The organism is Actinomyces respiraculi (assembly GCF_014595995.2).
Classification (GTDB): Bacteria; Actinomycetota; Actinomycetes; order Actinomycetales; family Actinomycetaceae; genus Actinomyces; species Actinomyces respiraculi.
On record NZ_CP063989.1, the window covers coordinates 39,047 to 63,120 of the forward strand.

The window sequence follows — 24,074 nt, forward strand, 5'->3', positions numbered from 1 at the left end:
AGGAGCAGCCATGAAGCTCACTATTCTCGTCGTCGACGACGAGCCCGAGGTCCGCGACGCGGTCGTCGGCGACCTGCTGCCCTTCGCGGACGTTGTCCGTGTCGAGCCGGCTGAGGACGTCGAGGACGCCTGGGAGGTCGTTCAGGAGGTGGAGGCCGACGGCGACGTCGTCGCCCTCGTCCTGGCCGACCACCGCATGCCCGGCACCACCGGCGTCGACATGCTCATCGCCATGGAGGGCGACGAGCGCACGGCCGACGCGCGCAAGGTCCTCGTCACCGGTCAGGCGGACCAGGCGGATACGATCCGCGCCGTCAACGAGGCGGGCCTCGACCACTACGTGGCCAAGCCCTGGCGGCCGGAGGAGATGCAGGCGGTGGTGCGTGAGCAGCTGACGGACTTCGTGGTGGGCACCGGCCTGGACCCCCTGCCGCACCTGCGGGCGATCGACGGCGCCCGGGCCATGGAGATGCTGCGCTGAGCGTCGGCTCACACCAGGGGCGCAGGGCGCACTGGCCGGTGGCATGGAAGGATCGTGTGCCATGAGTGACCACCAGGACGCTATCGCAGGCCGACGAACTCAGGGAGAGGCCACCATCGTCACCGTTGCCGCCCTCGTGGTCGGCTGCATCGGTATCTACTTCATGCGCAACCTCATCGGGCCGGCCTTCTTCGCGCTGACCCTCGTGCTCACGGTGCGCCCGTTCGTGTCCTGGGCCTCACGCCACCGCGTCCCGCGCCCCGTGTCCGCCCTGGCGGCGATCCTCATCATCTACACCTTCGTCATCGGGCTGTTCGTCGCCCTGGGTGTCGCCATCGCCCAGCTCATCGAGACGCTGCCGCGCTATACCGAGAAGTTCCAGCAGATCTGGGAGCAGGCCCAGGCGCTGCTGGTCTCGCTCGGCATCGAGCAGGACACGCTCCTGGACCAGGTCTCCTCGATGGTCTCCACAAGCCGCGTGGTGGACCTCGCCCAACAGCTCATGGGCCAGCTGACCTCCTTCGGGTCGATCCTCATGATCATGGCGATGACGGTGGTCTTCCTCATGTTCGACATGGCCCGCGTCGAGGTGCGGGCGACGGCCCTGGCCGAGCTCAAACCGGGGATCGCCACGGGCCTGGTCGGCTTCGCCCAGTCGGTGCGCTCCTACTGGCTGGTCTCGACGATTTTCGGTCTCATCGTTGCGGTCCTGGACGTCATGGCCCTGGGCATCCTCGGGGTGCCGATGGCGGTGACCTGGGGCGTGCTCGCCTTCATCACGAACTACATCCCCAACATCGGTTTCGTCATCGGCGTCGTCCCGCCGGCCCTGCTGGCGCTGGTGGACTCCGGGGCGTGGACCGCCCTGTGGGTGGTCATCGCCTACTCGGTGCTCAACTTCGTCATCCAGACCCTCATCCAGCCCAAGTTCACCGGTGACGCGGTGGGGCTCAACACGACGACGACCTTCCTGTCGCTCGTGTTCTGGTCCAGCGTCATCGGCGCGCTGGGCACGATCCTGGCCGTGCCGCTCACGCTGTTCGCCAAGGCGGTCCTTATCGACTCCGACCCGCGCTCGGCCTGGGTGGGGATCTTCCTGTCCGCGGGGGACGAGCCGGTGGACCGCCCCGGGGCGGTGGACTCGCGCACGGTTGCCGCCCTCGACCCGGATGGTGATGGGATGGACGAGGCCGTGGACGCCGTCTCTGACGAGCTGCGTGAGGCCATCGGGGACTCCCGCGAGGGTTCCGACGGCGCAGAGGCGGTCAACGAGAACACCGGGGTTATCTCACAACCGGTCGAGTGATCTCATACCGGTTCGCGAGTGATGCCGGAGGCCAGGCCGGGCGCCAGGACGTAGTGCGTGCCACGTCGTTGGCCTGTCTGGACCGCCAGTCCGCGGGCGACGAGGTCCTTGAGATCGGTTCGGGCGGTTGTCGAGTCCACCCCGGCGAGGCGTCGGTAGGCGCCGTTCGTCATGGGGCCGGTTGAGCGCATGTGCAGCAGGGCCTCCCGCTGCGTTCTGCTGAGTCCCGTCGTCTCGATGGTGCCCAGCCACTGGAGGTCTCCGTGCGGGTACAAGGCGTGGTTGGGGAAGATGACCGTGAAGCGCAGCCCGTTGTCGATGAACTGCGGGGGCTCGAGGCCGGCCTCCCTCAGAGCGTCGCGCGCGGTCCGGATGCCGGCGCCCATCGCCTCGATAACGCGGTGGTCGCGTGCGCCCACATGTCGGCAGATGCCGTACAGGAACTCGTTGACGGCGCTCTTGCCGTCCGGTGTGCCGAGATGGTCGACGCTCAGTCCCCACAGGCCGCCCGGGCTGGTGAGCACCATCCCTGTGCGTGTCAGTCGCAGCGAGGAGGCCGTGCTCGCCGCCGCGCGCGAGCTTCTCGCCCGACCGCAGGCTGGGCCGCCGGCGCCCTACCCTCAGGCCCGGCGATGACGCAGAGACACTCCTGCGCCCACCAGCACCATGCACAGGACCCAGAGCAGCACGAGGTCGCCGGCACCCGTGCGGGCCAGCGTCGTGGACTCACCGCCGTGCTGGGACGCCCCGGCCACCGTGTTGGTACCCGAGTCACCCGCCGGGGCCTTGGTGGAGGTACCACCCGACTGAGCCGAGGTGTCTGCGCCCGGAGTGTCACCGCTCGGGGCGCTGGGCTCCGGTGTCGGCTGAGCAGCCGGCTTCTGTACCTCGACGTAGACGGCAACCGTGCGGGCGGGAACCGTCGCGGTACCCGTCGCAGCATCAAAGGTGGAGGTCCTCACCACCGGGTCGGCCCCCTCGGCCTGGACCGAGTGCAGGACGAACTGCCGGCCTTGCAGGTCGGTGATCGTCTCGGCCACCGGCTCATCAGTGGCGTTGAAGACCGCGAGCAGCGCCCCGACCTGCGGGTCGATGTCGGCCGTGCTCGTGGAAGCGGCCCGCATCGTGCCTGCGGCGATCCCGGCTCCCGGGAGCGGACGGTCCTCAATGAGCATCGCGATGACGCCCGGTGTCGCACCCTGACCCGAGTTCGGGAAGGACACCCGCTCCTGGATGAGCTCGGCCGAACCCAGGTGGAACAGGGGCGTTGAGCTGCGGATGCGCAGCAGGTCGAGAACCTGCGCCTGAGAGGTGGCGATGTCCTGCGGGCTCGGCTTGAGCGTGGGGTCCTCCAGCAGGGGCCGCATGATGTCCCACTTGGAGCTGTTGGCTGACGCCACGGGCAGGCCGTTGCCGTAGCCGTTGGTCTGGTACGTCCAGTCGATGGCGTTGAAGTGGTCCCCGGAGTTGTAGGAGTCGCGGTCCAGGGACTTGCTGCGCAGGATCTCTGTGCCCGCGGCCCACAGCGTGGGCGACTGCCCCAGGGCCACGGTTGCCAAGGACAGCGTGTTCATACGCACTCGGTCCGTCACGCTCGTGCCCGTCGGCAGCTTGAAGATCCCCAGGTCGTAGAGGGACTCGTTGTCGTGGGCGTCAACGTAGTTGATGGTCTCCTCCGGACTGGATGCGTAGCCGGCGGGCTGCCCGTTGTAGTCGATCTGGGCGCCCGAGCGCACCGTGCCGTCATGGTTGGTGAAGGTGAAGGTTGACAGGTTGCCCGCCAGACCCAGCTTGATGAGGTCGGTGGCGTGCCCCAGGTCCGCCAGCTGCTCCTGGCTGCTGCGCGGGTCCATCCCGTTGGGGTCCGTGTACAGGCCCGTGCCGAAACCCTGGTAGGTGCGCGGGTCCTGGTCGAAGGGGCCGCCGCCGTGGACGGCGTCACGCAGACGGTCGTTGAAGGTGCCGATGCCGGTGCCGTTGAGCTGGCCCTGGGTGGCGGTGGTGAACAACGCGTTGTTGGCGATCTCCCCCATGTTCCAGCCCTCGCCGTAGAGGTAGATGGCTGAGCCGTCCACGCCGTCGGTCTCCAGGGTCAGCTTGTCCAGGGCGGTGCGCAGCGCCTGCATGGTCTGCACCGAGTGGTAGCCCATGAGGTCGAAGCGGAAGCCGTCCACGTGGTAGTCGCGTGCCCAGGTGACCACGGAGTCGATCATGAGGCGCTCAGCCATCGTGTTCTCGGTGGCCGTGTTCGAGCAGCAGGTGGAGGTGAAGATGTCACCCTTGGCGTCGAGCCGCTGGTAGTAGCCCGGCACGATCCGGTCGAGCACCGAGGCGGGCGACTGGCCCGCAGCGGCCGTGTGGTTGAAGACCTGGTCGAGCACCACCTGCAGGCCTGCGGCGTGCAGTGCCCCCACCATCTGGCGGAACTGGTAGGTGCGGGCGCCGCCGTCCTGGTTGCCGTCGGTGGCGTAGGAGCCTTCCGGCGCCCGGTAGTGCCACGGGTCGTAGCCCCAGTTGTAGGCGTCGGCGTCACGCACGGCGGCGACGGCGGCCTGCTGGGCCTCCGAGGCTGGGCCGGCGTCCGTGGGGATGTCCGGCACCTGCTGGTGGCTGCGGTCCTCCCCAATGGAGGCGATGTCGAAGGTCGGCAGCAGGTGCACCGTGTCGATGCCCGCCTCGGCGAGCTCGGCCAGATGGGTCATCCCCGCCGACTCCGGGTGGGTGAAGGCAAGGTAGGTGCCGCGCTCGGCCTCGGGCACGGAGGTGTCAGCGGCTGAGAAGTCGCGCACGTGCAGCTCGTAGATCGTGCGGCCGGCGTCGGAGGTGACGACGGGGCTGGCGGTCTGGGCCCACTGCTGGGGCATGAGGTCCGGGCGGCTGAGGTCGACGGCGACCGAGCGCTGGGAGTCCATGGTCAGGGCCAGCGAGTAGGGGTCGGTGACCGTGTTGGTCTCGACTCGGCCCGTGTCGGGGACGTAGACGGTGACCTCCCACAGGTACTGGGAGCCGGCGGTGATGGCGCCGTCGGTGTTGGCCACGCTCCAGCGCCCGTCGCTGCCGCGCACGGCCTGCGTACGCACGGCCTGCCCGGCCACCAGCGGGGCTGAGCCCGTGGCCTGGCCGGTGGCCCAGGTGAGCAGGGTGACCGACTGGGCGGTGGGGGCCCACAGTGCGAAGGACGGCACGCCGTCGGAGAAGGTGGTGCCCAGTGGGGCGTCGGGGGCCGGGGTGAACAGGGAGTCGATGACGGCGGCGTTCTGCACACCGGTGAAGGCGGCCACGGTGCCGTCGGCACGGCGCTCGACGACCGCGACCTGACCGCTCAGGGCCTGCTCGACCTGGCTGCGGCTGAGCAGCGTGGTGCCGTCGGCGCCCGTGAGCGACAGGGCGAGGTAGCCGGTGAGGTTGGGGTGGTTGGCGAGGACGCCGGCGCTCAGGTCCCCGCTCACGCGCAGCGGCGTCTCGGTGCCGCCGGTGACGGTGCCGTCGGACAGGCCCGCTCCGCCGTCGGGGGAGGTGACCAGAGCGAAGCTGACGGCGGCGGGGGTGCCCGCGGCCACCGCCTGGTCGCGGGTGACTGACTCGGGCAGGAGGGAGGTGGGCCAGGCCAGGGTGGTCTCGTCGACCCAGTAGGCGCGCTCCTCGCCGGTGCCGGCTACGGGCGGGTCGGCGACGGCGATGCTCAGCAGGTGCGTGGCCGGGTCGTAGGTGAAGGTCACGTCCTTGCCTGTGGTGGCGGAGAAGGTGTAGTTGGTGCCGCCTGGCGCGCCGTCGACGCCGTAGTTCTCGTCCCAGGAGCGGCCGTGGGCGACTTTGACCTCGTAGGAGCCGGTTGGCAGGGCGGCGGTGGTGAAGGTGAAGGTGCCGTCGGCCGCCGGGCGCATGAGGGTGGCCAGGCAGTCGGGCGTCCAGTCGGAGGGGCAGCCGAGCTCGTCCTGGAAGGAACCGGGCAGGGTGATGTACGGGGTGGTGGCGTCAGTCCAGGACACGTGGCTGACGGGGTCGTAGAAGAAGGTGACCGGTCCACCGCCGGTGGTGTAGGTGATGTTGGCGCCGCCGGCCGCGCCATTGGCGCCGTAGTTCTCATCCCAGGTGGCGCCGATGGTGACCTTGTAGTCGTAGGTGCCGGCGGGCAGGTCGAAGGTCGCGGTGTAGAGGCCGGAGAGCGCATCGCGGGTCAGGGTGGCGGCGGTGCAGTCGGGTGCCCAGTCAGTGGCGCAGCCCATCTCGTCGTTGTGGCTGCCGGGCACGGTGACCTGGAGGCCGGGGGTGGCCTCGTCGGCGGCCTGGGCGGTGGGTGACAGGGCGGAGTTGAGGGAGGCGCCCACGAGTGCGAGCGTGGCGACGGCGGCGGTCAGGGCCCGTGCCCAGGGGTGCCGATGGGTGGGTACCAGCCGAGGAGGGTGTGCTGCTCTGCCGGGGTGTGTGCTCCGGATGGGGACGCAGGACCAGATGGATCGCAAGGCGTGCAGGGCTTGCATGTGCACGGTGACTCCTTCGTCTGTGCCGACGCGCCCCAGCTGGGAGGAACGAGGATGAGATTCCAAGGGAATGCGAGGCTCATGCCCGGTGTGTTCCGAGGAGGGCGCGCTACGGCAGCGTAGGTCACAGTGTCGGACGACGCAAGACGCTGCAAGGTTCTTGCAGGCCGGGTGGCCCCACCCCCGCCCTCACCCCGCCCGCGCCCGCAGCCATATGCCGGGGACCTCGGCGGGGTGGGAGGGGGTGGATGGCGTGTGGGGCAGACGATCAACGAGGGACGCCAGCATCGCCATCGGAACTCAGCCGACCAACTCCGCCTGCTCCAGCACCGTCTGGCGCACGAACTCCACGGGCGTGTAGCCGCCGATGACCGCGTCATTGACGATGAGGAAGGGCGTGCCCTTGATGCCCAGCTGGTGGGCGTGCGCCGTCGCCTCGCTCACTCGGTCCACCGTCTCCTGGGCGGTCATGTCCGTGCGGAAGCGCTCCAGGTCCGCCACCCCCGCCTGCTCGGCGAAGGCCACCAGCGACTCCTCGGTGTACTCCGGGTGCCCCTGCGGGTCCGCGGCCGCGTACACGGCGTCGTGGAACTCCCAGAAGCGCCCCTGGTTCGCCGCCGCGATCCCCGCCTGCGCCGCCAGCGGCGAGGAGGCGGAGATCTGAGCCAGATCGCGCCACTCGATGCGCAGCGTGCCGTCCTTGACCAGGTCGGCCAGACCCGGCTCGACGTTCTGGGCGAACAGCGTGCAGTACGGGCAGGAGAAGTCCGAGTACAGGACGAGCACCACCGGCGCGTCCAGGGCGCCTCTGGCCCGACCGTCCTCGGGGTCCCTGTGCACCTCGGCGTGCATGAGCTCCAGGACCTGCTCGTCCGTCACCGATGCAGCGGAGGTCGGCTGCGCCGTCGGCTGGGCAGGTGCCGGGGTCTGTTGGCTCTCCTGCGTGGGTGAGCCGGCCACCACCGGCAAGGTGGTGGACGCCGCCGGGCCGTCGGTGTCACGCACGACCAACATGGCCGCGATAAGGGCCAGCAGCACGGCGATGATGATGAGGACCGTGAGGACCGCCGGGTGAGGGCCCGGCTTGTTGCTCGCGGGGGAAGTGGACTCGGGGGTTGGGGTGGGGACCGTGGTCATAAGGACAGTCTCTCAGACGAGCGCGGGGCCGGCATCACCGTGCCACTCGCTGAGCCACCTGGTAGCCCTCGACGTCGAGGACCAGCTCGTACACGGCCCCCGACGACGTGCTCGTTGCCCACTCGGCCGCGTTGACCGGCGGGTTGCCGCCCCAGGCCGAGGACTGGGTGTCGATGATGACGTAATCCGTATCCACTGAGGCGCTCCCCACCCAGTACACGTTGGCGCGCGGCACGAGGTAGGCGAGCAGCCCCAGGTCCGTCTTCACCGTCGAGCCTTCGGCCACCGTCTCAAGCACCTGCTGGGCGGCCGCCGCACGCGGCGGCTCCTGCCCCCAGCCCTCCTCGAGCATGGCGGCCAAGGCCAGGCGCGGCGTCGTCACCACCCCCAGGACGAGGGGCAGCCCCACCGCCAGCACCGACAGCCAGCGCACCGGCACCGACGCCTGCATCCACGTGCGCTCGCCTTTGAGACGCACGAGTACGTCCAGCAGCGCGCCCAGGGCGATAGGCATGAGCACGGTGTTGTAGTGCCAGTGCTCCCACTGCCAGTAGGCCTCCTTGCCGGCCAGGAAGCGCCAGGCGAGCGTCGGCAGCACCAGCGTCATCCACGGCGAGGCCAGACCCACCAGTCCCGCCGTCATCGCCAGCACTGCCAGGGTCGCCAGCTTGACCGATGGGGACAGCAGCCGGGCCAGCAGACCGCCGGGGGTGGCGGCCGCCGTCGACCCGTCGCCTGCGTTGCCGCCCAGCCCGTACTCCCACGTGCCCGTCGGGGACAGGGCGGGCAGAAGCACCAGCACCGTCAGCAGGAAGGCGGCAAGGCCGAAGAGCGCCACCCCCAGGCCCAGGCCCGCACCCGAGATGCGCCGGCCTCGCACCTGGACCTGCTCGCCGCGGGCACGCCACGCGATGGCCAGGCCCGCCATGAGCACGGTCAGGCCCAGGTCCTCCTTGACGAGCACCAGCGGCACCAACCACAGGGCGCTGGCCAGCCAGCGGCCCTCGACGAAGGCGACCGAGGCCCAGGCGAGCATCGGCACCGCGAAGGCGATCTCATGGAACTGGGCTGCCACCGCCCCCTGCATGCCCCACGCCAGGACGTAGAAGATGCCGAGCGCACCGCCGGCCCACGGGCTCGTCGTGCGCGCCGCCAGCCGGGTGATGGGCCAGGCGGAGACCGCCAGGAGAAGGTCCTGCACGATGAGCAGCGCCAGCGGCGAGGGCCACAGCGCCCACACGGGACCCAGCAGCACGAGGATCGGGTGGAAGTGGTCCCCCAGCAAGTTATAGCCCTCACCCTTGATGGGGACGATGGGCGCCTCGAGGTGCGCGTAGGCCTTCGCCAGCTCGGAGAAGATCGCCAGGTCCCAGCTGGGGACCTGCATCGAGACCCACTGGCCCACCGAGTACGTGCACATAAGCACGGCACCGACGACGACTGCCACAACAGCGGGAGGGATGTCGGCGGGGGGACGGCGGACAGTGCGTGCGAGAAGGCTCATCGGCGACGAGCCTAGCGAGTAGGAGATACCGGGGCCGCCTGAGTTCGGTGACCGGGGCGCGCGGACGTAGGCTGCCCCCACGTCCCGCTCCCAGGAGGCCGCATGCCGAAGACCGTCGATGAGATCGTTGCCGAGGGCCAGCTCCAGCGCAGGCTCACCAATCGCCACGTCCAGCTCATCGCCATCGGTGGGGCCATCGGTACCGGCCTGTTCATGGGCTCCGGCAAGACAATCTCCCTGGCCGGGCCCTCCGTGGTGGTCGTCTACACCCTCATCGGTGCGGTCCTCTTCCTCGTCATGAGGGCCCTGGGCGAGGTCATGCTCTCCGACCTGAGTTACAAGTCCTTTGCCGACGTCGCCGCCGACCTCGTTGGGCCGTGGGCCGGGTTCCTCACCGGCTGGACCTACTACTTCTCCTGGCTGGTGACGGCCGTGGCTGAGGTCATCGTCATCACGGGCTACGTCCGGTTCTGGTGGCCGGGGGTCCCCCTGTGGCTGCCGCCGGTCGTCACCGTCGCGCTGCTGCTGTCCATCAACCTCACGACGGTCAAGGCCTTCGGGGAGATCGAGTTCTGGTTCTCCATCATCAAGGTCGTGGCGATCCTCGCGCTTGTCGCTGTCGGCGTCGCCATGGTGGCTGTGGGCTTCACCGCCCCCAACGGGGCTGTCGCCTCCGTGACCAACCTGTGGTCCGACGGCGGCTTCTTCCCCCGCGGCTTCGACGGCTTCGCCCGGGCCTTCCAGATTGCCGTCTTCGCCTTTATCGGCACCGAGCTCATCGGTACGACGGCGGCAGAGGCCAAGGACCCGCACGTCACCCTGCCCAAGGCGATCAACGCCATTCCCGTGCGCATCGTGCTTTTCTACGTCGGAGCGCTGACGGCCATCATGATGGTGACCCCCTGGCGTGAGGTCTCCGCAGAGAACAGCCCCTTCGTGTCCATGTTCGCCCTGGCCGGGCTCGGGGTGGCTGCCAGTGTCGTCAACTTCGTTGTCCTCACGGCCGCGGCCTCGAGCGCGAACTCCGGTCTGTACTCGACCTCCCGGATGCTCTATGGCCTGGCCTGGGCCCACCAGGCGCCGCGCGTGTTCAAGCGGCTGAGCGGTCGCAGTGTGCCGGGCTGGTCCCTGCTGGTGACCTGCGTCGGTCTGCTGACCTCGATCCCGCTCATGAGTCTGTCAGGCTCGATCATGTCGGCCTTCACGACGGTGACGACGGTGGCCTCCGTGCTGTTCATCGTCGTGTGGGGCGTCATCGTCGTGTCCTACCTGCGCTACCGCACGCGCTACCCGGAGCGTCACGAGGCGAGCGCCTACAAGGTTCCCGGTGGGCGGGCGGCGGCCTGGGCGAGCCTGGCCTTCTTCGCGTTCGTCGCCTGGACGCTCACGCTGGCGCAGGACACCCGCCAAGCGCTCCTCGCCTCGCCTCTGTGGTTCGCGGCGATGGCGGTGGCGTGGGTGGTTCACCGTCGGCGAGCGCGTCGCTGAGGCAGGGCGCCGCCCCGGCCGGCCCCTCCGGCGAGGCGTCAGCGGTGCAGCACCTCGTCGCGCGCCTGGGTGAAGGCCGCCACGCACCGGCGCACATCCTCCTCGGTGTGCGCCGCGCTCAGCTGCACCCTGATCCGGGCCCTGCCCCTGGGCACCACCGGGTAGGAGAAGGCAATGACGTACACGCCCAGCTCCAGCATGCGGTCCGCGACGCGCCCGGCCAGCACCGCGCCCTGCATCCCGGGGAACATCACCGGCACGATCGCGTGGGAACCGGGCAGCAGCGTGAAGCCCGCCTGCTCCATAAGGGAGCGGAACAACTCGGCGTTGCGCGCCAGCACCGCGCGCGACTCGTCCGCGTGACGGGCGATCCGCACTGCCCGCAGCGAGCCGCCGACGACGGAGGGCGCCACCGTGTTGGAGAACAGGTACGGGCGGGCCCGCTGGCGCAGCAGGTCGACGATCTCCTGGGGGCCCGCGATGTATCCGCCGCTCGCCCCGCCCAGCGCCTTGCCGAGCGTGCCCGACAGCACGTCCACCGTCACCCCGAACAGCTCGGGCGTGCCCGCGCCGCTCGCCCCGACGAAACCGGTGGCGTGGGAGTCGTCCACCATGACGAGCGCCCCGTACTCCTCGGCCAGGGCCACGATCTCGGGCAGGGGCGCGTAGGAGCCGTCCATGGAGAACACGCCGTCGGTGACGATCATGATGCGCGGCGCGCCCGCCGCCTTCGCCGCCTCGAGCTGGGTGCGCAGGTCCTCCATGTCCGCGTTGCGGTAGCGGTAGCGGGTCGCCTTGCACAGGCGCACGCCGTCGATGATGGAGGCGTGGTTGAGCTCGTCGGAGATGATCGCGTCCCCGGCACGCAGCAGGACGTCGAAGATCGCCCCGTTGGCGTCGAAGCAGCTGGAGAAGAGGATCGCGTCCTCGGTCCCCAGCCAGCTGGCCAGCTCGCGCTCGAGCTCGCGGTGCGGGGACTGGGTGCCGCAGATGAAGCGCACCGAGCTCATGCCGAAGCCCCACTGGTCCAGGGCCTCGTGAGCGGCGTCGCGCACGCGCGAGTCGTCGGCAAGCCCCAGGTAGTTGTTGGCGCAGAAGTTGAGGGCGGGCCCCTCGGCGGTCTCGATCTCGGAACCCTGCGCGCTTGTGATCTCCCGCTCGCGCTTGTACAGCCCGGCGGACTCGATGGCGGCCAGCTCCTCGCTGATCTCCTGCTTGAAGGCGAACATCCCTCACTCCTCCCAGTTGATGATGACCTTGCCGCACTCGCCGGAGCGGGCGGTCTCGAAGGCGTCCTGCCACTGCTCGGGGGCGAAGCGGTGCGTGACGAGCCCACGGATCTCGTTGCGCAGGCGCTCGGACGAGCCCAGCATGAACGACCCCTTGTACCAGGTGTCATACATCTCGCGGCCGTAGACACCCTTGATGGTGAGCATGTGGGTGATGACCTTGTTCCAGTCGATCTCGTAGCCCGCCTTGGGCAGCCCCAGCATGGCGATCTTCGCACCGTGGTTGCACACGTCGATCATCTGACGGGTCGCGGCCGGCGCCCCGCTCATCTCAAGGCCGACGTCGAAGCCCTCCGTCATCCCCAGGTCGTGCATCACCGTGCGCAGGTCCTCGCGGCCGGTGTTGACCGTGGTGACCCCGACCTTCTCAGCCAGGGAGAGCCGGTAGTCGGACAGGTCCGTGATGACGACGTTCCTCGCCCCGCAGTGCCGGGCGATGGCGGCGCACATGACACCGATGGGGCCGGCTCCGGTGATGAGGACGTCCTCGGAGGCCGGGGGGAATTGCATCGCGGTGTGCACGGCGTTGCCGAAGGGGTCGAACAGCGCCCCGAGGTCCGGGTCGATCGTATCCGCCTGCGGCCACACGTTGCGGGCCGGCACGACCACGTAGTCGGCGAAGGCGCCGTCACGGTTGACGCCGATGGAGTTCGTGCGGATGCACATGTGGCGCCGGCCCGCACGGCAGTTGCGGCAGCGCCCGCAGGTGATGTGCCCCTCGACGCTCACCCGCTGACCGATGGACAGGTAGTCGGTGTCGTCGTCGGCGGTGGACTCGTCGGTGGCGGTGCCGGAGCCGATTTCAACGATCTCGCCGTAGAACTCGTGGCCGAGGGTCATCGGCGGGTGCAGCTGGGCGGCCGCGAAGTCGTCCCAGCCGGCCAGGTGCAGATCGGTTCCGCACAGGCCGGTGCGCAGGACGCGGATCTTCACCTCCCGGAATCCGGTGGTGGGTTCGGGGATGTCCTGCAGCTCGAGCCCAGGTCCCGGGGCCGGCTTGCGCAGTGCACGCATGGGATCTCCTTGTGCATGGGCCGCGACAGTGCGACCGGGTTCCTCGCCGGGTGGGCGGTCTACACGTCCCACTCTAGACGGCGCGCGCGGAACCTACCTGTTCTTGAGCCAGCCGGAACTGGGTGGGTCGACGGCGTCGGGAGCGTCCACGCCGGCTGTGGGCCGGCCTGTGTGTCGGAGCCGGTTGGCAGCACGCCGGAGACGGCGAGCACGGCGGCGAGCACGGCGGCCAGGACTGCGGGCAGAGCGTATGAGGGAACCTCCGGAAGGACGGGGCGGTTGCCAGGAGTCTGGCACGCTCCACCGGTCCGCGCCGAGGGGAGCAGTACCCGCCCCGCTACAGGTCGCCCTCGCGTTGCAGTCGCTGGAGGCTGAGCCAGCCCACGGGAATGGGGATCCAGAAGGTCACGAGGCGGTAGACGATGGCGGCGGACAGGGCCACGCCCGAGGGGATGCCCGACGCGACGAGGCCCGCCGTCAGCGCGATCTCCACCGGGCCGATACCACCCGGCGAGGGCACCACGCTTCCCACCGTGTTCGAGGCCAGGTAGGTGATCGCCAGGACCGAGAAGGGCAGGGTGTAGCCGAAGGCCCACAGGCTGGCCCCGAAGGCGAGGACATAGGACAGGCTCAGCAGCAGCGTGCCCCCCACACCCAGCGCCAGGCGACGCGGGTTGGACAGGATCCACACCACGCGCGGCCACACCTGCCGGTAGGTCGGCTCGATCTTGTCCCACAGGAAGGAGCGCACCCGCGGGATGAGCAGGGCCGCCGCGACGGCCGCCACCAGGACGACCGCGGCCAGCATGATCCACCCCGACGGCAGGGTTAGTCCTGTCGAGCGGCCCGTGAGCGCCGCCAGCAGGACGAGCAGCAGCACCGTGACGGCGAACTGGACCACCTGGACGAGGGCCACGGTTGCCACGCCGATCGCCGTCGGAACGCCCTTACGTGCCAGGAAGCGCAGGTTGATGGCGGCACCACCCACACCCGCGGGGGCGACCAGTGAGACCACCGAGGAGGCCAGGTGCACCTCCGTGGAGCGCAGCACGCCCAGGCGTACCGGGGAGAAGGCCACGAGCGCGAGGCCGGCGCCGACGTAGGTCGCCAGGGAGAAGATGAGGGCCGCCAGGATCCACCAGGCGTTCGCCTGGCGCACCGCCTCGCTGATCTGCTCGAGGTTCATGCGGGCCAGCAGGGTCCACAGCGCCGCCAGGGCGACGACCGCCATGATGACGGTGCGCGTGGAGAATCGGGTGAGCCGGGCGGGCTCGGCGTGCGCCGTCGGAGTCAGAGCCACGAGGGCGTCGCGCAGCTCCTGCAGCACCGTGCCGCGCCGACCCATCGCCTGTCGGGTGGAGTCCGGCAGCACGACCTTCTGCAGCATCGGGGCGATGGAGGCGAGCTGCTGGGTGCTTAGCGCCCGCGAGGCGGAGGCGATGGCCCGCTCGACGCCGACGGCGGAGGCGATGAGGGCGAGCGCCTGGGCGAGGTCCACGCGCCGGGAGATCTCGTTGGAGGCGGTCTCGCCGGAGTCCCAGTCGAGCAGCCACACCTGTTCGCGGGCGTCGACGACGACGTGCGAGCCGTCGAGCTCGCGGTGAGCCAGCCCGGAGGCGTGCGCGGCCGCGACCTGCTCCCATAGCTGGTCGAGGACCGCCTCGGGCACATCGGAGCCCAGGGCGTCGAAGGAGCGGGCGTCGGCGACGTGCTCGGTGACGAGGATGACGGACTCCTGCGCCTCGGCCAGGCCCAGGAGGGCGGGGGTGCGCACGCCCACGCGCCGGGCCTCGAGGGTCATGAGGACGGCGTGCTCGGCGGCGGGCCGTACCGACAGGTCGCGGGTGGGGGACAGGCCGCGCACGCGCACGCGGTCCCACAGGCCGGCGAGGAAGCCGGCGACCTGACGGTCGGCGTCCAGGACGGTGACGTCGCGGCGCACGCCCTGGGAGTCCCACACGGCGTAGACCCGGTGGACGGAGGGGCGGCCCTCGGTGAGCGCGGAGGAGTGGGCCTCGGCGAGCGCGGCCGCGGTCTCGACGTCGTCGGCCGGGGCGATCGTGTTCGCCGACTCCGTGTGAATGGGCGCCTGATGCGGGGGCCGGGAGGAGGGTGGGGCGGCCTCCCCCTCGGCGGCCGGGGCGGGTGCTGGGTGGGCAGAGGGGCCGACGGCGGCATCGGCGTCGGGCGTGCCTGCCGTGTCGGGCGGGGGACTGAGGTCCACGGGAGCGGCCAGCGGGGTCTCGCGCACGCGCTCGGTGTAGCCCAGGGGCGCGTCGGTCGTCACCGTCCAGGCGCGCGGGTCCGGGGCCGGATCCATGCGCACGACGCGCACCGCGTCGACGCCGGCACGGCGCAGGGCACGGATGAGGGCGACGCCGTGCGCACGGCGGTCGTCCACCCCGAGGGCCAGGCGCACGAGGATGCCGACGGCGCGTCCGATGAGCACGGACAGGAGAGCGCCGGGCAGGGTGAGGGCCGAGCGCAGCACCGTCAGCCCGACGATGACCCACACGACGCCCCAGGCGACGCGCACCGTTGTCGATGTGCGCCGGTCGCCCGCGCCGGTGAGCAGGCCGGCGAGGGCGGCGAAGATTGCCGATACGCCGATCTGCGCCGTGCCCGAGGCCGTGACCGTCAAGCCCGCGACCAGGGCTTCGGGGGCCCAGGTGACGAGCATCTGGTAGATGAACAGGCCGGCGAACCAGCCGCCGAGCGCGCCGAGGGCGCCCTGCAGGGCGCTGCGCCACGAGCCCTGGAACAGGCGGGTGAGTAGGACCGTCACCGGGATGAGGAAGGTGGCCAGGCCCTCGACCGCCTGGAGGGGCAGGACGAGGATCTGCCGCAGGACCGTGGTGAGGACGTTCTGCACGTCCTGGGTGACGCCGGTTGTCGTCTCGTGCGCGTAGATCGCGAGGACGATCGTCGCCAGGGCTCCGACGACGGCGAGGACCAGGTCGAGCAGGTCCTCGGCGCGGCGCAGACGCCGTGGCTGGGAGTCAACGAGGAGCGTGTGCGAGCGGACCGCCGGGGTCGGGCGGGGCGTGGGGGCGGTGACCGGGGCCAGGCCGATGCGCGGGATGCCGACCGGGGAGGTGCGGTCGGAGGCGGTACTGGCGGGGGACGTGCCGGAGAGGTCGTCGGCCGAGGCGTCAGGGAGCACGGCGTCGGTCATGTCCTGGAGTCTACGGGCGGGGTGTCGGGCGGTCCCCAGTTCGTGGGAGGACAGGCCCCGTGCGTAGGTAGGAGTGGGGCCCGACCAGCACTGACCCTGCCGAAGTCCTCGGCAGAGGGGGTGTCCTGCGGCGTGGTGGAGGTTCCCGCGGAGACCTGTGCTGCCAGCGCTGCACGCTCATGCACGCTCACGCTTTCCGGTGCCGGTCAGGATCCGCAGGATTCTGCGGATTTTAGGATCGGCTCTCTCGAGTCATTAGGCTCCCATGTGCACGAGCAACACCCATGCACATGGGAGCCTCAGAGACGGTTTCCGGCTACAGGACACAAATCGCGGAATACCAACGAAAGGTCCGAATCGGCCGAGTCACACCAGTCACATGAGCGTGCAACACCCACACTCATGGGTATCACAGGCTACTCGCCGGCCCGGCCTCCTGCACCGCGCAGCCGCAGGGAGTTCGTCACCACGATGACGCTCGAGGCAGCCATCGCCGCACCAGCGATCATCGGGTTGAGCAGCCCCGCGGCCGCCAGCGGGATCGCCGCCACGTTGTACGCGAAGGCCCAGAACAGGTTCTGCTTGATGACCCGCAGCGTGTCGCGGCTGACCGTGATCGCGTCGACCACGGCGCCCAGGTCCGCCCGTACGAGCGTGATGTCCGCGGCCTCGATCGCGACGTCCGTCCCCGAGCCCATGGCCATGCCCAACCCCTGCTGGCCCGCCTGCGCCAGCGCGGCCGCGTCGTTGACGCCGTCGCCCACCATCGCGACCACGTGTCCCTGCTCCTGCAGGCGCGCCACCACGTCGCGCTTGTCCGCCGGCAGCACCTCGGCCATGACGTCGTCGGTCGCGATCCCGACCTGTTCGGCCACGTACGCGGCCGTGCGCGCGTTGTCGCCCGTGAGCAGCACCGGACGCACCCCCAGCGCCCGTAGCCGTGCGACCGCCTGACCAGAGGAGGCCCGCACGGTGTCGCGCACGGCCAGAACCGCGGCGGCTTCGCCGTCGACACTGAGGACGACGGCGGTGGCGCCACTGGCCTGGAAGGCGGCGACGGAGGCGCTCGCCTCCTGCGACACGCCCACCCCCTGCTCCACGAGCCAGGCCGGTCGTCCGACGGCGACGCGGTGCTCGGTCCCGTCCAGCATGACGGTGCCGGACACACCGCGCCCTTCGTGGTTGGAGAAGCCGCGCACCGCGGGCAGGGTTCCGAGGCGGTCGCGGGCCGCCGTCGTGATCGCTTGGGCGACCGGGTGCTCGGAGGAGGCCTCGACCGCGCCGGCGAGCGCGAGAGCCCGCGCCTGGGAGTCCGCGCCCAGCACGACGAGGTCGCGCTCGACGTCGAGGCTCATGCGCCCCTCGGTCACCGTGCCGGTCTTGTCCAGCACCACCGTGTCGATTGTGCGTGTGGACTCCAGCACCTCGGGGCCCTTGATGACGACGCCGAGCTGCGCGGCCCGCCCGGAGCCGACGAGCAGCGCCGTCGGCGTCGCCAGGCCCAGCGCGCACGGGCAGGCGATCACAAGCACTGCCACGCCCGCCATGAAGGCCTGCTGCAGCGGGTGCCCGAGCGCCAGCCAGGCCAGGACGGTGCCCACCGCCAGGACGATGACCGCCGGGACGAACACGCCCGAGACGCGGTCCGCGAGGCGTTGCACGGGGGCCTTGCCGGCCTGGGCCGCCGTCACCATCCGGCCGATCTGCGCCAGGGTGGTCCCCTCGCCCACGTGGGCGGCCCGCACGAGCAGGGAGCCCGAGGTGTTGACGGTGCCCCCGGTCACCGTGGCGCCCACCGCGACCTCCACCGGCACGGACTCGCCCGTGAGCATGGACTCGTCCACCGCCGAGGACCCTTCGACGACGACGCCATCGGTGGCGACCTTCTCTCCCGGGCGCACCGCGAACAGGTCGCCGACACGCAGCACCTCCACCGGCACCGTCTCCTCGTGGCGTTGGGCGTCGGCGCGCGGGGCGCCGTCGTCGTCCAGCACGTCAATGGCCGCTGAGGAGCCCGACGGCGACGTCAGCCTTACGCGGGTGACCTCCTTGGCGCCCAGCTCGAGCAGGGCGCGCAGCGCGTCGCCCGAGCGGTACTTGGCGCGCGCCTCCGCCCAGCGCCCGAGGAGGAGGAAGGTGGTGACCCACGCGGCCGACTCGAAGTACATGTGTGCGCTGTGACCGGAGTGGCGCGGCAGGAAGGTCATCTCCATCGTCGTGCCGAGCTCGCCCGCCCCGCCCCAGATGAGCGCCCACAGGCTCCAGCCGGTGGCCGAGATGACGCCGAGGGACACGAGCGTGTCCATCGTGAAGGCGCCGTGGCGGATCGCCTGGAGGGCGGCCTTGTGGAAGGGCCAGGCGCCCCAGGTCGCCACGGGCAATGCCATGGCCGCGACCGCCCACTGCCATCCGTAGACCTGCAGGGCGGGCACCATCGACACGAGCATGACCGGGACGGACAGGGCCAGGCTGACCAGCGTGCGGGTGCGCAGGTGGCGGGCGCGCTCCAGGTGCGAGGCGCCCAGGGCTGGGGTGGCGGGCGCGGCGGGTCCGGTGGGCCCGCTGGAGGTGCCGGGCTCGGCGCTCGGGATGGGCGCCGAGCCTTCGGCGTCGACGGAGCCTGAGGTCGGCTCGGCGGCCAACAGGGCACGTGCGGGTTCGCCGTCGGAGCCGCTGGGCGCCCCGCCGTCGGAGCCACCGGCCGTCTCGCGTCGGGTGACGGTGGCGGTGTAGCCGGCCTTGAGGACCGTGCTCACCAGGGTGTCGTCGTCGACGTCGGCGGTGAGGACGAGGTGGGCGGTCTCGGTGGCGAGGTTGACCGAGGCCTCGACGCCCTCGAGCTTGCTCAGCTTCTTCTCCACACGGGCTACGCAGGAGGCGCACGTCATGCCGCCGACGGCGAGGTCCACGGTGGCAATGGGGGCCGGTGTGCTCATGGGAGGAGTCCTGAGGTCGTGACGGGGGCAGAGAAAACAGTGGAAGGAGGTAGTGGTAGTCCAGTAGTCCAGTAGTAGCTACTGCTGTTACTGCTCGTCCCGCTCAATCGCGTCGAGGGTGTAATCGCCCGCCTCGTCGATGGCCTCGCGCAGCCGGGCGTCGTCGAGAAGGACGTCGGAGACGACCGTGGCGACGGACTGGCCGCCCTTGTTGAGGATGACGGAGACGTTCTTGACGCCCTCAAGCGCCTCCAGCTCCTCGGTGACGTGGGTGACGCAGTGGCCGCAGGTGAGGCCGGACAGGCGCAGGGTGGTGGTGCGGTCGATGCCGTCGGAGGTGAAGGCGGTCATGGTGTGCTCCTTGTCGAGTGTGGGTGTCAGGACGTGTGGGTGTCAGGACCGGACGAGGCGGGCGATGGCGTCGGAGGCCTCGCGGATCTTGGCCATGCCCTCCTCATCGGAGGACTGGGCGGCGTGCAGGACGCAGTGGCTCATGTGGTCCTCAAGCAGGCCGAGGCTGACGGCCTCGAGGGCCTTGGTGGCGGCCGCGATCTGGGTGAGGACGTCGATGCAGTACGTGTCCTGCTCGACCATGCGGGAGATGCCGCGGACCTGTCCCTCGATGCGCCCGAGGCGTGCGAGGTACTGCTCCTTGGTGCCGGTGTATCCAGGCATGGGCCCTCCTGGTGTGGGGGTGCTGACGACGACACGGTACCCCTAGGGGGTACGCATTCGCAGCCCCTACCCCCTAGGGGTATTGCGGTGGGTGCTGGTGGGTGGGTCGGAGCGGGTCCGGCCCTGTAGCGGGGGATGACGACGTCGGCCCGCCCGTCTCGCCCCGTCGTCGCCCGATCTCCTCGCCCCGCCGCCGACGGCATGGGATGCTGGCCTCATGAACGAGCAGCGGGTCACGTCCGTCGACGGCACCTCCTGGGCCCCGGCCACCGGGGGCTTGTTCGCCGACGACACGCCTTTCGGGTCCGTCCTTGGTGATCCGCTCATGGGGCCGCTGATGTTCGACGTCTCCGTTCTCGACGCCACCCCCGGGACCCAGCCGGAGGATGACGTCCTCTTCCAGGACCGGGCCGGCCTGTCCGACGAGGAGCGCGCCCAGGTCTCCCGCGCCGACCGCATCAAGGAGGGTGCCGCGAGGCGCGATGCCGCCCACCACCAGACCCACCGTCAGACCCGCGGCCCGGCCCGCGGGCCCCAGCCTCCCCAGCAGCAGGTCCTCATGCCCGGTGTGCCGCAGTACGGCAACGTCCCGACGGCGCCGCCCGCCTTCCAGCAGCAGGGTCAGCCCATCCCGGCCCAGTACGGACAGCGGGCCCAGTACGGGCAGCAGGGCGGTCCTGTCCCGGCCCAGTACGGGCAGCCCGTCCGCCAGCCCGCGCCCGTCGTCCCCCGTCAGCACAGCCGCCGCCTTGCTCACACCATGGGTCGTCCGGCCGCCGATCCGTTTGCGCGCCGCCAGAAGCCGCGATCTCGGGCCAGTGAGCAGAAGAAGACTGGTCCTGTCCCCCGGATCGGGTTCGCAGTTCTCGGCTTCATGCTGCTGCTTCGCGCCTGCGCCGGCTGAGCCGGGGGCCCAGCCGAGACCGCTGGTCGGTGCCCCGGCCTCGCTCCGGCCGGGACCGTCACCCGGTCGGGACCGCCCTCAGTGCAGGTGCGAGACCAGCTGTTCGGCCAGCCCCGTGTACGTGGCGGGGGTCAGCGCCAGCAGGCGCTCCTCGACGTCGGACGGCATCCCCAGGCCGGAGATGAACTCGCGCATCGCCTCGGGTGTCACCTTCTTGCCGCGCGTGAGCTCCTTGAGCCGCTCATACGGGTCCGCCATGCCGGTCGCCCCGGCCACGGAGGCCGCGCGCATCGCCTGCTGCACGGGCTCGCCCAGCACCTCCCACGTCTGGTCCAGGTCCTCCAGCAGGCGGGCACGGTCGACGTCGAGACCGGCCAGGCCGCGGCGGATGTTGTCCAGCGCCAGCAGGGAGTGGCCGAAGGCGACACCAATGTTGCGCTGGGTGGTGGAGTCCGTGAGGTCGCGCTGCAGGCGGCTGGTCACGAGCGTGGCGGCCAGCGTGTCCAGCAGCGCGCAGGAGATCTCGAGGTTCGCCTCGCCGTTCTCGAAGCGGATGGGGTTGACCTTGTGCGGCATCGTCGAGGAGCCGGTGGAGCCCTGCGCGCTCAGGCGCTGGTGGAAGTAGCCCAGCGAGATGTACGTCCATACATCGGTGGCGAGGTTGTGGGCGATGCGGTTGAGGCGGGCGACGTCGGAGTAGAGCTCGGCCTGCCAGTCGTGCGGCTCGATCTGGGTGGTGAGCGGGTTCCAGGTCAGGCCCAGGCCCTCGACGAAGGTGCGCGCCACCTGCTCCCAGTCGGCCCCGGGCACCGAGACGACGTGCGCCCCGTAGGTGCCGGTCGCGCCGTTGATCTTGCCCAGGTACTCGGTGCGCTCGATGCGCGCCACCTGGCGCGACAGGCGCCAGGCGAGGACCGCCATCTCCTTGCCCAGGGTGGAGGGTGTGGCCGCCTGCCCGTGGGTGCGGCTGAGCATGGCGGCGTCAGCGTTGTCCCGGGCCAGGATGGCCAGGTCCTCCACGAGCCCGCGGGCGGCGGGCAGCCACACCTGCTCGACGGCGTCGCGCACCGTGAGCGCGTAGGACAGGTTGTTGATGTCCTCACTCGTGCAGAAGATGTGGACGATCTCGTGCACGGTGGGCAGGACGCTGTCGGCGGGCGCGGCGTCCAGGCGCCGCTTGAGCAGGTACTCCACCGCCTTGACGTCGTGGCGGGTGCCGGCCTCGATCTCGGCGAGCTCGGCGATCTCCTCGGCGCCGAAGCTCTCGACGACGCCGCGCAGGTAGGTCTTGTCCTTCTCGGTCAGGGCTGGGGCGCCCGGAAGGACGCGGTTGTCGGTGAGGTGAATGAGCCACTCGACCTCCACCCTCAGCCGGGCCCGGTTGAGGGCCGCCTCGGACAGGTGGTTCGCCAGGGGTGCGGCGACGGCGCGGTAGCGGCCGTCCAGGGGCCCGAGGGCGATGGGAGGGTTGAGGGTGGAGAGGTCGACCATGAGAAGGATTCTGCCAGGCGGGGGCGGAGGCGGGGTCTCCGAGCAGGAGGAGGCGCTGGCCGGGCTCGGGCGCGCGCAGCGCCGTGAGCACGGCGCCGTGGATGCCTCATCCCACCACTCCTCCGCATAAGGTAGGCGCACCTTACTACAGGGTGGTGGGGTGGTGGCGAGCCGCTACCCTCGCCCCATGAGCAGCCAGTGGCAGAACAGGTGGGAGGAGCGCTACGCCTCCGTCGGGCAGCTGTGGTCCGGGGAGCCGAACGATCTCCTCATGGGCCTTGCTGAGGGGTGGCAGCCCGGCCACAGCCTTGACCTGGGCTGCGGCGAGGGCGATGACGTCCTCTGGCTCGCCTCGCGTGGCTGGCAGGTCGTGGGTGTTGACGTCTCCCCGACGGCGATCGCGCGTCTGCGCTCGCGGTCTGCCGAGCGCGGGCTGACGGGGGTTGAGGGCGTCGTCGTCGATCTGTCCAGCGAACCGCTGCCGGTGGGGCCCTTTGACCTGGTGACCTCTTTCTTCATGCATGGGGGGCCAAGCGAAGGCTCGATTGTCCTCGAGGACGTGCTCGTGCAGGCGGCTGAGCGTGTGGTCGAGGGCGGGCGTCTGCTCGCGGCGGTGCACTGCAGCAACCCGCCGTGGCGCCGTCACCACGTGCGCTCCTTCCGGCCCGAGGCCCTGGCGGCGGAGGTCCTGGCCCTCCTGCCCGAGGGCGCGTGGGAGGTCGAGAGCTGTGCGGAGCAGTGGCGGGACGTCACCGGTCCCGACGGCCAGGCGGGGCGTCGCTCCGATGGAATCGTCTGCTGGCGCCGCCTTGCCTGAACGGGCTTCGGTGAGGCCTTCTGCCGGGCCTTAGTCCCTGTCCCCGGGGCCGATGAGGCCGACGACGAGGGCCGAGATGATCGACACGATGAGTGAGCCGAGCACCGCGTAGCCGAAGGAGTCGACGACGAGTCCGGCAGGGGTCATCTGGCTGATCGCGGAGGTGAGCATGAGCATCGCCCCGTTGACGACGAGGGCGAAGAGCCCGAAGGTGAGGATGTAGAGGGGGAAGGCGATCACCTTGGCGATGGGCCTGACGATGGAGTTGACCAGCGCGAGGACGAGCCCGATGAGCAGGTAGATGAGGACGGTGTCCAACGTCGTGGAGCCGCCCGTGACCCGGATGCCGCTGAGGATCGAGGCGGCCAACCACAAACCGGCGGCGTTTCCGATGGTGCGCGCGATGAATTCCATAGATCGATCCTCCCACGTGGTGCGCGGGATGGCTGTGGCCCATCGCTCGCTGAGAACTGCGTGTTCACGCTGAGCCCTGCGCGGAAGGGTCATGCCTCAGCGGTGGGGGTGGGCGCGACGTCGGGGGACAATGGACAATGCGGAGCGTGAACGAGCGCCCGGCCGCCCCTGGTTCCGACGACGAGAACCCAGCCACTCCTGGTTCCGACGACGTTGAGGTTCCCGCGTGGATCCTCGACCTCGTCCCCGTCGCCGACCTCGCTCGCAACCACCTGCGCGCCAGCCTCTGGACAGCCGTCGTGGTCGTGCTCGCCATCGTCGGTGGCGCCTGCCTGAGCACCGGGACGAGCGGGCTCACCACCACTCTGTTGCCCGTCTCCGGCGTCACCGGCCTGCTGCTCGCGGGCGTGGTCACAGGCCGTCTGAGACGAAGCGGCCCCACCCCGACGTCGCCCGGTGAGAGCACGGCGCCCCTGCGTCCCGGCGGGCGCACGCTCGCCGCGCTGCTCGTCCTCGACATCGTGGGCACCGCGCTCGGTCTCGTGGTGCTCGCCGCGGCGGCACTGTGCGGGATCGACGGCGCTCTCGTCGGCGCGGCCCTGCTCGTGGGCGTGCTCATCGCCGTCGGGACGGCGGGCGTGCTCGTTGACGAGCTGTTCCCGGGATGGCGCCTCAGGTGGTTCGGCGGCACTGGCACCGCTGCGCTTCTCGTGCTGCTCGCAAGCGGGGGCGTGCTCGCGCTCGGGCGGGGCCTGTGGTGGCTGGTGCTCGGGCTCGCCGTCGTCGCCGACCTGGCGGGTCTGCTCGCCCTGCGGGCCGGACGACGTCGCGACCTCGCTGATCCGGCCCGGTAATCCGGCCCGGGCACCCGTCTTAGTCATCCGGCCCGGGCACCACAGGGCCCTGCCGTGACGCCCTGGGGGCCAGTTGTCCACAGGCTCGGCGACCGGCCTCGCTTACCC

At 70.7% G+C, this 24,074-nt stretch carries 19 protein-coding genes; 7 read left to right on the forward strand and 12 right to left on the reverse strand.

What is annotated here, in order from left to right; translation table 11 throughout:
- Positions 1-10: 10 nt before the first annotated feature.
- Both ID810_RS00180 and ID810_RS00185 read left to right on the forward strand, forming a co-directional pair.
- Entirely contained in the window at positions 11-481 is a 471-nt protein-coding gene (locus tag ID810_RS00180; protein WP_166857496.1) for a response regulator, read from the forward strand.
- A gap of 61 nt (positions 482-542) precedes the next feature.
- On the forward strand, positions 543-1,787 hold the full coding sequence (locus ID810_RS00185; RefSeq protein WP_243856666.1) for an AI-2E family transporter: 1,245 nt from the start codon (positions 543-545) through the stop codon (positions 1,785-1,787).
- Positions 1,788-1,789: 2 nt separating this feature from the next.
- Here ID810_RS00185 and ID810_RS00190 read toward each other — a convergent pair whose 3' ends face one another.
- From ID810_RS00190 to ID810_RS00205, 4 genes are all read right to left on the reverse strand, one after another.
- The gene (locus tag ID810_RS00190; RefSeq protein WP_188232616.1) at positions 1,790-2,311 is read right to left on the reverse strand and encodes an ATP-binding protein; all 522 of its coding nucleotides are present in this window, start codon (positions 2,309-2,311) and stop codon (positions 1,790-1,792) included.
- A 96-nt stretch (positions 2,312-2,407) separates the two neighbouring features.
- Entirely contained in the window at positions 2,408-6,115 is a 3,708-nt protein-coding gene (gene pulA / locus ID810_RS00195) for a pullulanase-type alpha-1,6-glucosidase (protein WP_235931685.1), read from the reverse strand.
- Positions 6,116-6,568: 453 nt separating this feature from the next.
- Positions 6,569-7,405: a DsbA family protein gene (locus tag ID810_RS00200; protein WP_166857502.1), complete on the reverse strand. Its 837-nt coding sequence runs from the start codon at positions 7,403-7,405 to the stop codon at positions 6,569-6,571.
- A gap of 34 nt (positions 7,406-7,439) precedes the next feature.
- Entirely contained in the window at positions 7,440-8,909 is a 1,470-nt protein-coding gene (locus tag ID810_RS00205; protein WP_166857504.1) for a DUF2079 domain-containing protein, read from the reverse strand.
- Between the two features lie 102 nt (positions 8,910-9,011).
- On the opposite strand from ID810_RS00205, the gene ID810_RS00210 reads away from it, so the two are divergent.
- The gene (locus ID810_RS00210) at positions 9,012-10,397 is read left to right on the forward strand and encodes an amino acid permease (protein ID WP_166857506.1); all 1,386 of its coding nucleotides are present in this window, start codon (positions 9,012-9,014) and stop codon (positions 10,395-10,397) included.
- A gap of 38 nt (positions 10,398-10,435) precedes the next feature.
- Here the strand turns inward: ID810_RS00210 and ID810_RS00215 are convergent, their stop codons facing one another.
- The 6 genes from ID810_RS00215 to ID810_RS00240 all read right to left on the reverse strand — a co-directional run bounded on the left by ID810_RS00215 (position 10,436) and on the right by ID810_RS00240 (position 19,486).
- Complete coding sequence (locus ID810_RS00215; RefSeq protein ID WP_166857508.1) at positions 10,436-11,626, reverse strand: glycine C-acetyltransferase; 1,191 nt, start codon at positions 11,624-11,626, stop codon at positions 10,436-10,438.
- 3 nt (positions 11,627-11,629) lie between these two features.
- Positions 11,630-12,700 carry an L-threonine 3-dehydrogenase gene (tdh, locus tag ID810_RS00220; RefSeq protein WP_166857510.1) on the reverse strand — a complete coding sequence of 357 codons (1,071 nt, stop codon included), beginning with the start codon at positions 12,698-12,700 and terminating at the stop codon, positions 11,630-11,632.
- 337 nt (positions 12,701-13,037) lie between these two features.
- Positions 13,038-15,875 (reverse strand): lysylphosphatidylglycerol synthase transmembrane domain-containing protein, encoded by a 2,838-nt coding sequence (locus tag ID810_RS00225; protein ID WP_166857512.1) that lies wholly within the window; start codon positions 15,873-15,875, stop codon positions 13,038-13,040.
- Positions 15,876-16,291: 416 nt separating this feature from the next.
- The gene (locus ID810_RS00230) at positions 16,292-18,811 is read right to left on the reverse strand and encodes a heavy metal translocating P-type ATPase (RefSeq protein ID WP_166857514.1); all 2,520 of its coding nucleotides are present in this window, start codon (positions 18,809-18,811) and stop codon (positions 16,292-16,294) included.
- A gap of 87 nt (positions 18,812-18,898) precedes the next feature.
- Positions 18,899-19,162, reverse strand: a complete 264-nt coding sequence (locus ID810_RS00235; RefSeq protein WP_166857516.1) for a heavy-metal-associated domain-containing protein — start codon at positions 19,160-19,162, stop codon at positions 18,899-18,901.
- 42 nt (positions 19,163-19,204) lie between these two features.
- Positions 19,205-19,486 (reverse strand): metal-sensitive transcriptional regulator, encoded by a 282-nt coding sequence (locus ID810_RS00240; RefSeq protein ID WP_166857518.1) that lies wholly within the window; start codon positions 19,484-19,486, stop codon positions 19,205-19,207.
- A gap of 217 nt (positions 19,487-19,703) precedes the next feature.
- Here ID810_RS00240 and ID810_RS00245 point away from each other — a divergent pair, with 217 nt between their 5' ends.
- Positions 19,704-20,390: a hypothetical protein gene (locus ID810_RS00245; RefSeq protein WP_188232617.1), complete on the forward strand. Its 687-nt coding sequence runs from the start codon at positions 19,704-19,706 to the stop codon at positions 20,388-20,390.
- Between the two features lie 78 nt (positions 20,391-20,468).
- Here ID810_RS00245 and purB read toward each other — a convergent pair whose 3' ends face one another.
- Positions 20,469-21,881 carry an adenylosuccinate lyase gene (purB, locus tag ID810_RS00250; RefSeq protein ID WP_166857520.1) on the reverse strand — a complete coding sequence of 471 codons (1,413 nt, stop codon included), beginning with the start codon at positions 21,879-21,881 and terminating at the stop codon, positions 20,469-20,471.
- Between purB and ID810_RS12595 the strand changes: the two genes are divergently transcribed.
- Both ID810_RS12595 and ID810_RS00255 read left to right on the forward strand, forming a co-directional pair.
- Positions 21,880-22,011 (forward strand): hypothetical protein, encoded by a 132-nt coding sequence (locus ID810_RS12595; RefSeq protein ID WP_268916231.1) that lies wholly within the window; start codon positions 21,880-21,882, stop codon positions 22,009-22,011. The two genes, purB and ID810_RS12595, sit on opposite strands and share 2 nt — an antisense overlap.
- 57 nt (positions 22,012-22,068) lie before the next feature.
- The gene (locus tag ID810_RS00255; protein WP_166857522.1) at positions 22,069-22,698 is read left to right on the forward strand and encodes a class I SAM-dependent methyltransferase; all 630 of its coding nucleotides are present in this window, start codon (positions 22,069-22,071) and stop codon (positions 22,696-22,698) included.
- Positions 22,699-22,728: 30 nt separating this feature from the next.
- Here ID810_RS00255 and ID810_RS00260 read toward each other — a convergent pair whose 3' ends face one another.
- Positions 22,729-23,112, reverse strand: a complete 384-nt coding sequence (locus ID810_RS00260) for a phage holin family protein (protein ID WP_166857524.1) — start codon at positions 23,110-23,112, stop codon at positions 22,729-22,731.
- 146 nt (positions 23,113-23,258) lie between these two features.
- On the opposite strand from ID810_RS00260, the gene ID810_RS00265 reads away from it, so the two are divergent.
- Positions 23,259-23,966, forward strand: coding sequence for a hypothetical protein (locus ID810_RS00265; protein WP_166857526.1), 708 nt, complete (start codon positions 23,259-23,261; stop codon positions 23,964-23,966).
- The last annotated feature ends 108 nt before the right edge of the window (positions 23,967-24,074 follow it).